Annotated in this window: 14 protein-coding genes; 5 read left to right on the top strand and 9 right to left on the bottom strand. The window is 54.2% G+C overall.

Translation table 11 applies throughout. The features are described from left to right. The first annotated feature begins 7 nt into the window (after positions 1-7). Positions 8-433, top strand: a complete 426-nt coding sequence (locus D9N13_RS16080) for a phosphate ABC transporter substrate-binding protein (RefSeq protein ID WP_290592141.1) — start codon at positions 8-10, stop codon at positions 431-433. Positions 434-508: 75 nt separating this feature from the next. Here the strand turns inward: D9N13_RS16080 and D9N13_RS16085 are convergent, their stop codons facing one another. Further along, entirely contained in the window at positions 509-1540 is a 1032-nt protein-coding gene (locus D9N13_RS16085) for a DUF2804 domain-containing protein (protein ID WP_290592143.1), read from the bottom strand. A 39-nt stretch (positions 1541-1579) separates the two neighbouring features. Between D9N13_RS16085 and D9N13_RS16090 the strand changes: the two genes are divergently transcribed. Beyond that, positions 1580-1966, top strand: coding sequence for a SirB2 family protein (locus D9N13_RS16090; RefSeq protein WP_290592146.1), 387 nt, complete (start codon positions 1580-1582; stop codon positions 1964-1966). Between the two features lie 15 nt (positions 1967-1981). Further along, positions 1982-2767: a thioesterase family protein gene (locus D9N13_RS16095; protein ID WP_290592148.1), complete on the top strand. Its 786-nt coding sequence runs from the start codon at positions 1982-1984 to the stop codon at positions 2765-2767. Positions 2768-2825: 58 nt separating this feature from the next. Here the strand turns inward: D9N13_RS16095 and D9N13_RS16100 are convergent, their stop codons facing one another. Together D9N13_RS16100 and D9N13_RS16105 are read right to left on the bottom strand one after the other, a co-directional pair. Continuing rightward, on the bottom strand, positions 2826-3728 hold the full coding sequence (locus D9N13_RS16100) for an SDR family oxidoreductase (protein ID WP_290592150.1): 903 nt from the start codon (positions 3726-3728) through the stop codon (positions 2826-2828). 199 nt (positions 3729-3927) lie between these two features. Continuing rightward, complete coding sequence (locus D9N13_RS16105; RefSeq protein WP_290592152.1) at positions 3928-5064, bottom strand: acyl-CoA dehydrogenase family protein; 1137 nt, start codon at positions 5062-5064, stop codon at positions 3928-3930. Positions 5065-5398: 334 nt separating this feature from the next. Here D9N13_RS16105 and D9N13_RS16110 point away from each other — a divergent pair, with 334 nt between their 5' ends. Continuing rightward, entirely contained in the window at positions 5399-6403 is a 1005-nt protein-coding gene (locus D9N13_RS16110) for an AraC family transcriptional regulator (protein WP_290592154.1), read from the top strand. Between the two features lie 10 nt (positions 6404-6413). Here the strand turns inward: D9N13_RS16110 and D9N13_RS16115 are convergent, their stop codons facing one another. The 6 genes from D9N13_RS16115 to D9N13_RS16140 all read right to left on the bottom strand — a co-directional run bounded on the left by D9N13_RS16115 (position 6414) and on the right by D9N13_RS16140 (position 14773). Next, positions 6414-8084 carry a fused response regulator/phosphatase gene (locus D9N13_RS16115; protein ID WP_290592156.1) on the bottom strand — a complete coding sequence of 557 codons (1671 nt, stop codon included), beginning with the start codon at positions 8082-8084 and terminating at the stop codon, positions 6414-6416. 24 nt (positions 8085-8108) lie between these two features. Next, positions 8109-8405, bottom strand: a complete 297-nt coding sequence (locus D9N13_RS16120) for an STAS domain-containing protein (protein WP_290592158.1) — start codon at positions 8403-8405, stop codon at positions 8109-8111. A 20-nt stretch (positions 8406-8425) separates the two neighbouring features. Continuing rightward, on the bottom strand, positions 8426-9562 hold the full coding sequence (locus D9N13_RS16125; RefSeq protein ID WP_290592160.1) for a methyl-accepting chemotaxis protein: 1137 nt from the start codon (positions 9560-9562) through the stop codon (positions 8426-8428). 139 nt (positions 9563-9701) lie between these two features. Next, positions 9702-11606, bottom strand: a complete 1905-nt coding sequence (locus D9N13_RS16130) for an ATP-binding cassette domain-containing protein (RefSeq protein ID WP_290592162.1) — start codon at positions 11604-11606, stop codon at positions 9702-9704. A 6-nt stretch (positions 11607-11612) separates the two neighbouring features. After that, positions 11613-14099, bottom strand: coding sequence for an ABC transporter permease (locus tag D9N13_RS16135; protein ID WP_290592164.1), 2487 nt, complete (start codon positions 14097-14099; stop codon positions 11613-11615). Next, a complete protein-coding gene (locus D9N13_RS16140) occupies positions 14096-14773 on the bottom strand; it encodes an ABC transporter ATP-binding protein (RefSeq protein ID WP_411268187.1) in 678 nt (225 codons plus the stop codon). Before D9N13_RS16140 ends, D9N13_RS16135 begins: the two co-directional genes overlap by 4 nt. A gap of 100 nt (positions 14774-14873) precedes the next feature. Between D9N13_RS16140 and D9N13_RS16145 the strand changes: the two genes are divergently transcribed. Further along, the gene (locus D9N13_RS16145) at positions 14874-15479 is read left to right on the top strand and encodes an arylesterase (protein WP_290592167.1); all 606 of its coding nucleotides are present in this window, start codon (positions 14874-14876) and stop codon (positions 15477-15479) included. The last annotated feature ends 14 nt before the right edge of the window (positions 15480-15493 follow it).

The raw sequence follows: 15493 nt of genomic DNA on the forward strand, positions 1-15493 counted from the left end.
AATGACTATGAAATTAAAACTCGCACGAGTATTGAGCACGGCTGGCCTGATGATGGCCGCAACCTTCGCATCAGCTGAGGTAGTGGTAATTGTAAATGCCAGCTCTCCCATTAACAGCGCAACCGCGGAAGAAATCCAGCAGGTGTTTCTCGGCAAGCGTAACGAAATTGGTGGTGTCTCGGTGACGCCGGTGGATCATTCTGAAGGCAATGAGGTACGTGAGGTGTTCTACGATAAAGTCGTGGATAAAACCCCGTCCCAATTAAACGCCTATTGGTCGCGCCTGATCTTTACCGGTAAAGGCAAGCCACCCAAGCAATACTTTGATGATGCCGAAGTATTGGAAACGGTGCTGGAAGAGGAGGACGCAGTTGGTTATATCGATTCCTCGTCTATTGCCGAAGGTGTTAAAGTGATTTTCACTGTACAGTAAGCGTCAATCACCGGGCAATAAAAAACCGCGCTCACAAGGCGCGGTTTTTTATTGGCTCTGCCACATCCCTGGTGTTTACCACTTGGCGTAGTGATCTTCTACCAGGCCGTTTATGCCCTCCAGTCGAAAGGCTGTGCCATCCTCGCCGCGGACGGTTCCATAATACTTGCCAGGCAACTGGGAGAAATTGGAGGCGATCAGGTAGGCATTGATCTGTTCGTGGTGACAGGCTTCCGGCACAAAGGTCAGTTCCACCCGTTGGTCGGAGGTGGTGATCTGCCAGGGCTCCATGCGTTTTCTGCGGTTAAAGGTGAACTGCGCATTGCCCAATGCTTGTGGGACGCCGTTCAGCCACAAGGTGTTTTCTGTAAAGCTGGTTTCATTAACCCCGCAGGCAAGATTCAAACCCAGTGGGGTTTGATCGGGCAGGGTGGTGGATAGGCAGGCCCAGTTCCACGCGGTTTCCCGGCGCATATATCCGCAGCTCCAGTCACTGGAGCCAGAAAATACCGTTGCTTCCAACGCAATACTGTCTTTATGCCATTGGATAAAGCCTTCTGTCGCCAGGTTGGTGTGCTTTTGCGTGTAGGCCCAGCCGTTATATCCGGTGCGAGTACACAGGGTTACAGGTTGCTGTTGTGGCATTTGTGTCAGCGTGGCGTCGACGCGGATGTCTTTACCAATACTGATATCAAGATGATAGCGGTTGGGTTGGTTGCGCCCCAGGATTTCGAATCGCGCCGACCCTTTACTGAATCGGCTGAGCCCGGAAAAGGGTTTGTTCGACTGCTGACAGCGTAGCCCTAATGGCTGTATAAAGCTGTGGCGGTGCATTTGGCCAGTTTCATGGTTGTAAAGGTAAACAAAGGCATTGGCCACGTAGCGCACATTGGCGATGGCACAGGCCAGCGTATAGGATTGGCTGTGCAAGCCGATAAAATGGAACTGGTTGAAGTGAAAATGACGCTGCAATCCGTTGGCCGGTTTGTCCATGGTGGTTCGGTAATCGAAATCCTTATAATTGATTTCGGTAAATGCCTGATTAAAACGGCCATATTGTGGTTGCCCGTTGGGTGTAATCAACTTATCGTATGTGGCTTTCATCATCTCATATCAAATCACGGTTTTATTTACTCGGGGGCACGTATGTATATTGCATTTAAGCACAGCCACATGATGTTTGCGGTCATCAGTGGCTTGTTCTTTCTGGTTAGGGGTTGCTGGATGCTGATGGATTCCGGCATGCTGCAAAAAAAGTGGGTGAAAATTCTACCCCATGTAAACGATACTTTGTTGTTGCTGTGTGCCATTGTGCTTTGCGTGATGTCGCAACAGTATCCCATAGCGCAAAGCTGGTTGACGGTTAAGGTGGTGGCGCTGATAGCCTATATCGGTTTGGGGATGGTGGCACTGAAACGTGGAAAAACCAAAACGGTGCGCTCCATTGCCTTTGCCGCCGCGTTGATAGCCTTTGTTTTCACCATGTCAGTGGCACGTACGCATAATCCCATGGGCTTTTTGATTTACTTTTGAATTTGAAGAAACACGATGAGTGAGTTTTGGCAAGATACCGAGATTGAGCGCCTGGACGAGACCCACTTGCGGGCCAATGTGACCGAGCGCTGGAGCGTCAATGGCATACCCAACGGCGGCTATATGATGTCCATTGCAGCCAGGGCTTTCCGCGTTGGGCTGTCACATCCTGATCCGTTGACGATCACCGGCCATTATGTGGAAAAAGCGATGGTGGGCCCGGTGGAGCTGGAGCTTGATGTGATTCGGCAGGGGAATACGGTTTCCACCGCGGCCCTGAGGTTTATGCAGGAAGGCAAGGAACGGGTGCGGTTTACGGCCAGTTACGGTGATTTGGATGAAACCAGCGGAGTAACCTGGGTTGGGGATCAGCCGCCGTCGATTGAGCGGGAGAAGTGCCTCACTTCACCGCGCTTTTTGGCCATACATGAGCGGGTGGAGATGCTGTTTTCCCCCAAGACAGCGGATTGGCTGCGGGGTAGAACCGTTGATCGCATGGAGCATGAACTGATGGCGTATCTGCGGGATGGAACCGAGCCCGATGTGATGGCACTGCCGTTTTTTGCTGACTGTGTTCCACCTACGACGTTTTCAAAATTCGGCTCGGTGGGCTGGGTACCGACTCTGGAGCTGACGGTGCATGTACGAGCCAAGCCGGCACCGGGTTTGCTCACTGCACGGTTCAAAACCCGTTATCTTATTAATGGTTTGATGGAAGAAGATGGGGAAATCTGGGATTCGCGGGGTGAATTGGTGGCTCTTAGCCGCCAGTTGGCCAAATACCGGGGTGGAAATCTTTAAAAGCTGATAGCCAGCGGCGCTCCGACCCTGTTGAGACAGGGCCGGAAGCGGCCGCGATTTAGCGATTCTGCAGGTTCTGCATCATGGCCATCATGGCTTCCTGACCGTTGGCGGGATGGTCTGCATCGGTGAAGCCGACAATGGCTTCCCACTGTTGGTTGACGTCTTCAGCGCTGATGCCGTTGGCGAGGTTGAAGCCGACACCTTTGCTGCGTTCCCAGCGCAGTTTGCCCATCCAACCGGCGCCAACTTCGTAAAGGCCGCCACTTTCCCGACTGTGTTCGTCGCACAGTTTTACCACCAGCGGCGTGACGAATTCCGGTTTCAACTGTTCTACCAGTGCCGGGGGCAGGATGGTTTCAGTAAGGCGAGAACCGGCAATGGGGGCAATGGTGTTCACCAGGATATTGGATTTTTTACCCTCCATGGCCAGGGTCTGGCTCAGGCCGTGCAAACCCAGTTTGGCCATGCTGTAGTTGGCCTGGCCAAAGTTACCGTATATACCCGCGGCGGATGCCGTGAAGATCATGCGGCCATACTCGGATTCGCGCATGTGGGGCCAGGCGGCGTGGCTGACTTTGAAGGCACCTTTAACATGCACCTGGTAAACCAGGTCCCAATCATCTTCGGTCATCTTGGCAAAGCTTTTGTCCCGCAGGATGCCGGCATTGTTGATGACTACATCGATGCGGCCGAAGTTGTCCAGTGCCGATTGCACGATTTTTTCACCATCGGTAACCGAGTCGTAGTTGGCAACGGCTTCGCCGCCGGCGGCCACAATCTCGTCCACCACCTGGTCGGCGGCGTTCTTACTGGCGCCATCACCAAAAGCGCTGCCGCCCAGGTCGTTGACCACGACTTTGGCGCCACGACGGGCAAATTCCAGGGCGTGGCTTTTGCCCAAACCGTTACCGGCGCCAGTCACAAGGACGACGCGTTCGTCGAATCGTACCGATGTCATAGTGTGCTCCTGATGTTTTTTGTTATCGGGCTGTAGACGGGTGTTTTATCCCGTTAGTGCCATTCAATACGCTTAAAAAAAGGCGGTTTCATAGACCGCCCTTATTATTGGCTGAGCTTTCAAACCAAGCTTTCAAACCAAGCTTTCAAACCAGGCTTTCAATTGAAAGTCAGCTTCCCTCCGGTGGTCCTTTGCCGGTTTACAATCCCAAGCTGCGGCCAATGATCTCTTTCATGATTTCGTTGGTGCCGGCGAAAATAGGTGTGATACGGGCATCGACATAGGCGCGGGCGATGGGGTATTCCATCATGTATCCAGCACCGCCATGGAATTGAACGCCTTGATCCACCACGCGGTTCAGCAGATCCGTACACCACCATTTGGCCATGCTGGCTTCGTCCGGTGTGATGGTGCCTGCATTCAGCTTTATCACCAGGCTGTCGACAAACGTCTGGCCGATGGTGATTTCGGTTTTCAGTTCAGCCATGCGGAAGCGGGTATTCTGGAATTTGCCGATGGGCTTGCCGAACGCCGTTCGCTCTTTCACATAATTCAACGTCTCATTGAAGGCGAAAACCGAGCCGCCGATGGCGCCGACCGCCGTAACCAGGCGTTCCTGAGCCAATTTCTGCATCAGATAGATAAAGCCCTGGCCGGGTTGGCCCAGTACGTCGGTTTTGGGCACCACAACGTTTTCAAAAAACAATTCGGCGGTGTCCTGGGATTTCATGCCCATTTTTTTCAGGTTGCGACCGCGGTTAAAGCCTTCAGCGCCCCGCGGTACCGCCACCAGGGTAACGCCTTCCGGGGCTTTGGCGGCAACGATCACCAGGTCAGAGATGATGCCGTTACTGATGTAGGTTTTGGAGCCATTGAGAATGTAGTGGTCACCGTTGTCCTCCAGGCGGGATTTAATTGCCTGTAAATCGCTGCCGGTGTCGGGTTCGGTCATGGCGATGGCGAGGATGGTTTCGCCACTGCAGATGCCCGGTAACCAGCGCTGTTTCTGTTCTTCGGACCCGTAAGCACTGATATAAGGGGCGATGACATCGTTGTGCAGGCTGAGGGCAAACCCGTTCTCGCCGATGCGGGCCAGCTCCTCAATCATGATTTGGGAGTAACGGAAGTCATCTAGGCTCAAACCACCGTATTCTTCATCTACAGCGGGCGCAAGGAAACCACTCTCACCGGCTTTTTCCCAGATTTCACGGTCAACAATGCCCTGTTCGATCCATTTTTCCTGATGGGGTTTCACTTCTTCTTCGCAGAAACGGCGGAAATTATCCCGAAATACCGTGTGCTCTTCCTCGAAAATGGATCTGTTATCGAAACTCATTGTTATCTCCGGTTAGATGAAATTACCGCTAACCATTGGTAATTCCGTGTATTTTCGGTGTTCTTGTACTGGTTGCACAGCAGACTGTATAGTCGACAATTATTGATAGGGGGCGTAATTGCAACAATGACGTAATGTGCCATTTTTCATGACTTAAAACGACAAGCCTGTGTATCCTGCTCATGCCACTGGAACTTCCCACGGGAAGCCAGTAAAGTTGTTGGCTGTTTGCCGCATCATTCCGATGGATTTATATTCAAATCTTAGTGAAATGTTGTGAACCTGTCGAGCCTGTCCAAATAATTGAAATATAAACGTTTTTAAGGCTTTTCCAGTGAGTTCGAGATCCATCCCCATAAAGCAGGTGTTGATACTGCTTGAAGCCGCCAAGCGCAGTGGTTTCAGTACAGAGCTGTTGCTGCAGGAGTGCGGCATAGAGCCGGCCGATGTTGCTAATCCTGAGGCGCGGATTGATAAGAAAACGTTTATTCACCTGATGCTGACGGTGATGCGTCACACCGAAGACGAATTTATGGGCTTCGGTTCAGGTCGGGTGTCCAAGCCCGGCACCTTCAGTATGATGGCCCATGCCGTGATTAATTGCGCGACCCTGGAAAAGGCCATTCGCCGGGGTGCGAAATTCTACGAACTGTTCGATTATGCCATTACCAGCAGATTGATCCCTTCCGATGATGAGGCGCTGATTCAGTTTGTGTCCCGTGGCGATGTATTGTTTCGGCCCCATATCATGGAAGCGGTGGTGTTTCTGACCTTACGTTTTTTAAGTTGGCTGATCGGGCAGCAGATCGTGCCCAAGCGCATCAATCTGGACTTTGATTCCATTGATGACGGTGAATTTGCCAATCAGTTTCCATGTCAGGTTCATTACAGCCAGCCGCGCTGTGAGATTGTGCTGGACAGTCGTTATATGGCCATGCCGCTGGTGCAGAATCAGTTGTCTCTGAGTAAGTTCCTGAAAGCCTCGCTGGAAGAATTAATGGATGGGGATATTGAGAATGCCAGCCTCAATGCCCAGATCCGCAGTATTATCAGTAAGGAGTTCGGTAATAACTTTCCGGACTTTTCGGTGGTGTGCGATAAATTGGCGATGACCCCGCAAACCTTGCGTCGACGGCTTAAGGATGAGAACACCAGCTATCAGGAAATCAAAGATACCATCCGCAAGGATGCGTCGATTTACTATCTGTCAAAACCGGAGCTGACCATCGACGAAATAGCCTTGTTGATGGGGTTTTCGGAAGCGAGTTCGTTTCATCGCGCATTCAAAAAGTGGACGGGAAAAACCCCGTCAGCGTACCGCCATGAGTTGCTGGGCTGAGCGCGAAGGCTCAGGTTTGAATGGTATATTCTGCTTCTACCCGGGTACCGCCCTCGCTGTAGGTGACGTTGTCGCACAGGGTTTCAATCAGATCAATGCCGCGGCCAAATGAATCTTCCTCACCGGAATGATGTCGATTGGCGATATCAAAGCCTTTACCGGAGTCATCCAGCCGTAAGGTGAGGTAGCCTTTGCGTCCTTCAGCGCGGAAGCTGACCGTGATATCCAGGGTGCCTTTATCCAGCTGTTTCAGCTTTTCCGCCCGTTGTCGGTAATATTCCATATAACCATCCTCGGTCTTTTTCAGGTCTGAACACAGGCCGAGAATACCGTGCTCTAATGCGTTGGAGAACAGTTCCGCCAGAATGGTGTGCAGGTAATCCTTGTGTGACTCGATACCGGGGGCCGATCCGATCATGTCGACGATTTGTGATATGGGTGAGGAGGTTTTTCTGAGCTCCTCTGCCTGCAGGCTCATGTGCAACGTCCAGGGCAGGGCATGGTTCAGGGTCAGTACCGATGCATCGCCGGTGACGCTGGTTTCCACCGGTTTGCAAGCCAGTTCCAACAAGGTGATATCATCATTCTGGTCCTTGTTACCGGTGAATCGGTTAACGTCTTCGATCAGGCTGGTGAGTGGGTCAGCGGAGCTGCCGTCAAAGTGCTGCAGCATGCGTTTTTCACCGTACATTTCCCGTTGTTGATTCAGTGATTCCGGAATTCCGTCGGTGTAAAGAAACAGGCGGTCACCGTGATTGACCTCAACGATGTTGGCTTCCCGCTCAAACTCATCATCTTCCAGGATGCCCAGTGGCATGTGCGTGGACTGGATCAATTGTTTCAGCTTGCCGGCTGCATCCGTGAGGATGGCATCGGGCATACCCCCGAGCCACAGCGTGAGTCGATTGCCGTCGGCGTTTAATTCCGCAATGGCGGCGGCGGCGAACATGTCATCAGGCAGGAACTTTTCCAGGGTGCTGTTGACTTCCCTGGCAATGCTGCTGACAGAGGCACCTTGTTGAGCAGCTTCCAGAAAGGCTTGAGACACAGGCAAGGCGCCGATGGCGGCAGGCAATCCGTGGCCAGTGAAATCCGCCATCAGTGCATACAAGCCGCCGGATGGGCTGATGGATACCAGCAGCAGATCACCGTTGAACGTGGCAGCGGGGGAGATGTAGTGGCGGGTGTTTTTACTGTCAAGAATGCTGGCGGCCAGTGCGTTTTCGAATACACTCTTGGCAATCTCATGCTCCCGCACCGTGAACTGATGCAGTCGAGTCAGCTCCTTGTTCTGGTGTTTCAGTTGCTCGGTCAGATCCTTGATGCGGCTATGGGCTTTGATTTTTGCCTGCAGCACCTGTTCGTTAATCGGCTTGCTGAGAAAGTCGTCGCCGCCGATGGAGAGGCACTTGGTGAGAGACGCGTCATCCGACAAGGCGGTGAGAAAGATGATGGGAACGTGGGTGCCGCCCAGATATTCCTTGATGGCCTGGGTAGCCTCGAAACCGTCCATTACAGGCATCATTACATCCATTAGCACCAGGTCCGGTTCGGTCTCCTTGAACAGACTCACGGCTTCCTGACCGTCCACCGCTTCGATGACCTCGTGGCCATCATCTTCCAGCATCCAGGCCAGGAGTTTGCGGTTGGCTTCGGTGTCGTCCACCACCAGAATTTTCATATCAGCACCGGTTCCTTGGTGGTATTACTCGATATCAAATTTCTTGTCGAACCTGGAGATGGTCAGGATTTTCTTGATCTGGGGGCGACAGTTGATGATGGCAATCTTGGCACTGTCTCCCAGACTTTTTCTCATGTTGAGCAGCATGCCGAGGGCTGAGCTGTCCATATGCTCCGTGGCACGCATATCGATAATGAAACTGACGTCTTTTTTATCACCGTAAGCGGCTCTGAATTCCTGCACTACCTCGAAATCAAAGCGTCCGCTAATACCAATGGTAACTGTTTTTCCGTCACTGGATAATGTACTTTCAACGGGCATTGGGTTTCTCCTTGCCGTGTTTAGAATAAATCGATGTCACCCGCCGGTGGGTGAGAGGTACTATTATCACGCATTATGGACTGTTTTTTCTTGACTGCGAGTATGTTTTCCAGCTCAGAAACACGGTCCATGTGATGTTCCTTTATTGTAGCAATATTACAAACTTCGCCCAGGCGGTGGTTCACCAGGTCCAGGCGTTCCAGATCCTGGCTGATTTCAGATATAACCTGGGTAATAATGTCCTCAAACTGCATGGATTGCACCGCTCTGCTGACATGGTGATTGACATCCACATTCAGTCCATTCAGTCGATCCATGGTGTCCGAGATATGTTGATTGGTTTGTTCCAGGCCCTGCAGCATATTGTCCACATGGCCTTTGGCATTGATGGCATCATTGAGGTCAAGCGATGCGATGGCACCGACAATATCTCGCACCATGGTTACCGTTGACTTCGTGACTTCACCCCGGTTGCGGATTTGTTCACTGAGGCGGTTGGTATCCTGGGATAGCTTCCTGACCTCATCGGCCACTACGGCAAAACCGCGGCCGGCTTCCCCGGCACGGGCTGCTTCAATGGCCGCGTTCAAGGCCAGGAGATTGGTTTGCTCGGCAATGGTTCTGATGTCGGCAAGCAAGGTGAACATGTGGTCCAGCTCACTGACCATGTCTCCGATATGATGCACCGCCTGCACACTCTTCTCGCTGACATCTATCAGCAGCGAGACGTACTGCATCAGAATCTCACTGACTTCCTTGGCGAACTTTTCCACGGTCACGTTTTCTTCATCATCATGCTTGGCCTTGTTGTTGCGGCCAGTGACAGATTTCATGACGTCATTGATCAAATGATTGGTCTGGTTTGAGGAGGCGGCAAGGCCGGAAAAGCTCTGTGACAGGGTGCTGCTGCTGTCACGAATGGCTTTGTCCAGGGAGTGCACTTTGCGGGTGATGTTTTCGTAGGCTGCTTCGTTGTCCTGCACTGCACGGTCGATTACAGGGATATCGGCCATTGCTATGTGGTTGATGGCCGGGGGCTTGGCGTTTTCCCGCACCCGCGCCCGCCATGCCCATGTGGCCAGAACCAGGGTCAGTGAACCGATTAATCCACATTCCACCAGAAAGTTCTCAGTGACAAGGACACCGACTGCAACCATGGTACCTAGCATCACCAGGATGATTTGAGCTTTGACCAAGAGACGACCTGCTTAAGCAATAGTGTGAAATTACGGTAACTGATTGTTTTGTAATCAGTTTAGATCACTTGGGCTTTTTTTCCAGTTATCGCCTATGCAATTAGAGATTGTTTTTCAGGGCCTCCAGTGTTTCCCAGCGCGCAAATGCCGTTTCCAGCGTCTGTTCGATTTCCTCAGACTGTTGTTTTAGTTCAGCTATTTTCTCCGCTGACTCCTGATACAGGCTGGGGTCCGCCAAGGCCTGATGGGCTGCTTCCAATTGCTGCTCCAGGGATTCGATGGTCTGGGGAAGTGTTTCCAGCTCCCGCTGATCCTTATAGCTGAGCTTTTTGCCGGTTTTGGGGCCAACCTTGGTCTCTGCGGCAGGCTTTTCCTGCTTGGGCTGTTGCGCAGCCGTGGCTTTGGTTGCTGTGGCAGGCCGTTGTCGCAGCCAGTCATCGTACCCACCCACGTACTCTGCCAGTTTGCCGCCTCCTTCGAAGGCAATGGTGCTGGTGACGATGTTATTGAGGAAAGCCCGGTCATGGCTGACCAGCAGGATGGTGCCCTGATACTGATCCACCAGTTCTTCCAGCAGTTCCAGCGTTTCGATGTCCAGATCATTGGTGGGTTCGTCCAGCACCAGCAGATTGCTGGGTTGGGTAAACAGTTTGGCCAGTAACAGTCGATTACGCTCACCACCGGACAGTGCTTTCACCGGGGTGTGGGCACGCTCCGGGCTGAACAGAAAATCCTGCAGGTAACCCATGATGTGTTTGTTCTGGCCGTTGATGCACACGGTGTCGCTGCCCTGGCCCACGTTTTCCCGTACGCTCAGTTCTTCGTCCAGTTGCGCCCGCAATTGATCGAAGTAGGCGATATCCACATTGGTGCCGATTTCCACGGAACCGGTGTCGGGCTTGAGCTTGCCCAGTAGGGTGTTGATCAGGGTGGATTTTCCTACCCCGTTGGGGCCGACAATACCGATTCGGTCGCCCCGCAGCACCAGGGTGGAAAAATCGTCGATGATGCACCGGCCGTCAAAGGTGACGCTGATGTGTTTGGCCTCGATGACTTTCTTACCGCTGCTTTCTGCCTGTTGGATGGTGGCGTTCATGGTGCCCTGGCGTTCACGACGCTGAGCCCGCTCGTTGCGCATGGCTTCCAGTGCGCGGACCCGGCCCTCATTACGGGTGCGGCGGGCTTTGATGCCCTGACGAATCCAGACTTCCTCCTGGGCCAGTTTTTTGTCAAAGCGCTCCCACTCGGCGGCCTCGGCCTCCAGTACTTCCGCTTTGCGTTGCAGGTAGGTTTGATAGTTGCCGGGCCAGCTGGTGAGCTGACCTCGGTCCAGATCCACAATACGGGTGGCCAGTTTGCTGAGGAAGGCGCGGTCGTGGGTAATGAATAACACGCAGTTCTTGTAACTCAGCAGGAATTCTTCCAGCCAGGATATGGACTCAATATCCAGATGGTTGGTGGGCTCATCCAGTAGCAGCACATCCGGCTGTTGCACCAGTGCCCGGGCCAGCAGTACCCGCCGTTTGACACCACCCGATTGGGCTTCAAAAGGCGCTTCGCCGTCCAGTGATAATTTGGAGAGTGTGGTTTCCACCCGTTGCTGCAGGGCCCAGCCGTCCTCGGCTTCCAGGGCTTTCTGCACCGATTCCAGACGGTCGAAGGCGCTCTCGCTGCCATTGGCCATTTCTTCTGTGATGTGGTGGTATTGCTGGATCAGTTGCCCCACCTTACCCAGGCCGGACGCCACCACATCATAAACACTGCCGGTGGTGCCTTTGGGCACTTCCTGCTCCAGCCAGGCGATGCGGGTACCCGGTGACATCTCAATTTGACCGTCATCCTGTTTTATCTGGCCGCTGATGATTTTCAGCAGGGTGGATTTACCGGTGCCATTGCGCCCCACCAGGCACACCCGCTCGCCTTTTTCCAGTTTGAGGTTGGCGCCACTCAACAGTTCCGGCCCACCGAAGGCCAGGTGAATGTCTCGAAGTCGAAGCAGGGACATAGAATGTTATTCTCTCAGTGCAACCGCCGGGCTTTGCTTGAGGATGCGTTTACTGCTGATCTGCCCGGCAAATCCGATCAACAACCCCAGTAGCGGGGGCACTATTATCCAGATCCAGGGGTTGGGAGTATAGGGCAGTGAGAGCAGCTTGAGATAAATACCCAAGCGCGCCATTTCGGCCCCAAAGCAGGCCACCAGGCCGGACAGGGCCCCGATGGCAAAAAACTCTGCCCATTGCTGGATAACCAGTTGCCGTCGGGTGGCGCCGAGGGTGCGCATGATGGCGCCTTCGCGGTAGCGCTGGGGCATGGTGGTGATCAGGGTGGCCAGGGTGATTGTCAGACCGGCGGCCAGGACGAACAGCAGAATGAACTCAACCGCTGCGCTGACCTGATTGAGTATGGTACGCACCTGCTTCAGAATGACATCCACCTCCAGCAAAGTAATGGCCGGAAACTGCTGAACCAATGGTTTCAGCAGGGCTTTGCGTTCCGCTTCCAGATAGAAGCTGGTGAGATAGGTGGTGGGCAGGTTGTCCAGACCGCCGGGATTGAACATCAGATAGAAATTGGGTTGGAATGATTCCCACTTCACCGTGCGTATACTGGCGACCCGGGCACTGAAGGTTTGGCTGGCAACAAAAAAGCGCAACTCATCGCCCAAGGTCACACCCAGGCGCTGGGCCAGGCGTTGTTCTATGGATACGCGCCGTTCATCGTCGTTGGGCAGCCGATCCCACCACTGTCCGGCCACAATGCGATTGTCGCTGGGGAGCGCTTCCGACCAGCTCAAATTCAATTCCCGGTTGAGGGCTTCTTCCTCTTCTTCACCACTTTCCTTGGTCACCGCGCGCTTGATGGGGGCGCCGTTAATGTGAGTGAGCCGGCCCCGCACAATGGGGTATAGGGGCTGTGCCTGAATATTGTTGTCTTTCAGATGCTGTGCAAAAGCACCGGCCTCCTGGGGCAGCACGTTCAGCACAAAATGATTGGGCGCCTGCTCCGGCAGTTGTTGCTGCCAGGTGTTAATCAGCTCGCCCCGCACCAGCAGGATGATCAACATGGCCATGCCGGTGAGGCCGAATCCCAGCAGTTGCACCCGGGTGCTGAGCCGGCGTCGGCTCAGGTTGCGCAAGCCCGCCTGCAGCGACAGGGAGCTGTGTTTTCCCAGTATGCGGATTGCCACTGCGAACAAAGCGGTTAAGCCATAGGTAATCAACCAGGCGATGAGGCCACCCAGCACAATGGCGCCGATCAGCACAGGGTCCCGGGTATACCAGAACATCAGTGCGCCAATCATTACCAGCACAACCAGGTAGAGCAGGTTTTTCGACAGTGGGGTGGGGGTCAGATCCCGGCGCAACACCCGCAGTGGCGACGTGCGTTGCAATTGCACCAATGCCGGCAGGCTGAATCCCAGCAAAATCAGTAGCGCCAATACCAGGCCGCTGAAAAAGGGTTTGGCCGAGGGCAGGGGAATGTTATCAGGTAACAGGCCCGCCAATAATTCAACCAGTGAAAAGTGCAGCAGCCAGCCCAGGGCGCCCCCCAACACACCGCTGATGAGCGCCAGGGCAACCAGCTGACAGGTGAATACAGCCAGAATCTGGCGGGATTGCAGGCCGAAACAACGCAGTAAAGCCGCCGTATCATAACGGGTTTCGCTGAAATGCTGGGCACCCATGGCCAGAGCAACGGATGCCAGCAGGATCGCCATCAAACTGGCCAGTTGCAGATAGCCCTGAGCCCGGTTCAAGGCGGCACTGACCGTGCGTTGGCGGGAGTGTATGGAAAGGATCGATTGCCCCGGTTTTAACAGGGGCTCGAGCCCGGATCGAAGCGTGCCGATGGCCGCTTCCGGGCCGGCGAACTGATAATAGTACTCCACCCGGCTGCCGCGTTGAATCAGATTGGCGTGGGCCAGATCCTGTTCATTCAACATCAGGCGCGGCACAAAGGCGTAGAAGCTGCCGCCACGGTCCGGTTCGAAGGTGAGCACTTTTTCCACCTGCAACTGAGTGTCGCCCACCTCCACTGAGTCCCCAATCTGAATGCCCAGAATATTCAGCAGGCGGGCTTCTACCCAGGCTTTTCCCGGGCCGGGGCCGGTGCGTGTTTCATAGTCCGGTGCAAAGGGCTGATCGGCCACTTTCAGGCTGGCCTTTAGGGGGTAATGGTTGGAAACCGCCTTAAGTGACGCCAGCTGCATGGCATCGGCCGCCATTACCACACTGGAAAATTCAATGGCCCGTGCGCCTTGTACGCTGTCTGGAAACGCCGGTAGCTCATGCAGCGGAGTGGGGCTTTTCACCACCAGGTCGCCCCCCATCAGGTTGGAGGCCTGCATGGTCATGGCGTTTTCAATGCGTTCGCTGTGAAAGCCGATGGTGTTGTGGGTGGTCACGGCCACAAACAGGGCGGTGAGCAGCAGGGAAAGGTGGCCGGAGCGCCAATCCCGCAACAGTAACCTTAAACCAAGCCGGATGGATTTCATTGCAGCTGTCCGGCATTCATGGTGACCGTGCGCGCGCAACGTCGGGCCAGATGCATGTCGTGGGTGACCAGAATCAGGGTGGTGTCCAGGGAGGCATTCAATTCAAACAGCTGATCCGCAATGGCCTCCCCGGTATGGGTATCCAGGTTCCCGGTGGGCTCATCGGCAAACAGGATATCCGGTTCGGTAACAAAGGCCCGGGCCAGTGCCACCCGTTGCTGTTCACCACCGGAAAGTTGGCTGGGATAATGATTCAAGCGTTTCTCCAGCCCCACTTTGGCCAACATGTTGCGCGCCCGCTCCGGCACCGCTTTTTCGTCTGCGATTTCCAGCGGCAACATCACGTTTTCCAATGCAGTCAGATTCGGCAGCAACTGAAAGGATTGGAATACAAAGCCCACGTGAGCTGCCCGCACCGCGGCACGCTGATCTTCGGTCATGCTGTTCAGCGCCTGGCCCATCAGGCTGATGGCACCACTTGAGGGAACATCCAAGCCGGCCAGAAGTCCAAGTAAGGTTGATTTTCCGGACCCGGATTCCCCCACAATGGCCAGGGATTCTGCCGCCATAACGGTGAGATCAATGCCTGAGAGAATGGTGAGTTCCTGGTCCGGCATCGAGACAGTCTTGATGACTGCGCTGGCCTGGAGGACGGGGTTGCCGTTTTGCGGCATACTGGTCATAAGTCTTGAAATCCCTGCAAATTAAGCCAAAGGGTTATGCTAACAAATGATAAGACAGTGCGTTGCTCTATTTAGTTTAATTCTAACTCTGATGGCCTGGCCGCTGGCCTCAAGCGCGCAGCAAAGCCCGGTATTGCTGATCGTGGGAGACAGCCTGAGCGCAGGTTACGGTATCCCGCAGGGTAAGGAGTGGGTGCATCTTTTGCGGCAATCCCTGCAAGCGCGCGAGGAACCCATCCGGGTGGTGAATGCCAGTATCAGCGGTGATACCACATCTGGCGGCCGGTCGCGCATTGAGCCGTTGCTGCAGCGTGAGAACCCGGACTGGGTGTTGATCGAGCTGGGTGGCAATGATGGCTTGCGCGGCATGTCACTGTCGGCCATGGAAGCGAATCTGCAAGCCATGGTGGACACCGTGAAACAACAGGGTGCCCAACCCCTGCTGGCGGGGATCAAAATTCCGCCCAACTACGGCAGCAAGTACCGCACCCGCTTCGAGCAGGTGTTCGTGACTGTTGCGGCACGCAACGATGTGCCATTATTGCCGTTTCTGTTGGATGGGGTAGGCGGGCAGGATAAGTTGATGCAGGCAGATCGTATTCACCCCAATGTGGAAGCGCAGCCACTGATTGCGGATAACGTTTTGGCGTTTCTGCAACCGGTGATTGTGGACAGGCAGAGAAGCCCCGCGCAATAGCAGGGCCAGCAATC

This window comes from Ketobacter sp. GenoA1 (assembly GCF_003671475.1).
Lineage (GTDB): Bacteria > Pseudomonadota > Gammaproteobacteria > Pseudomonadales > Ketobacteraceae > Ketobacter.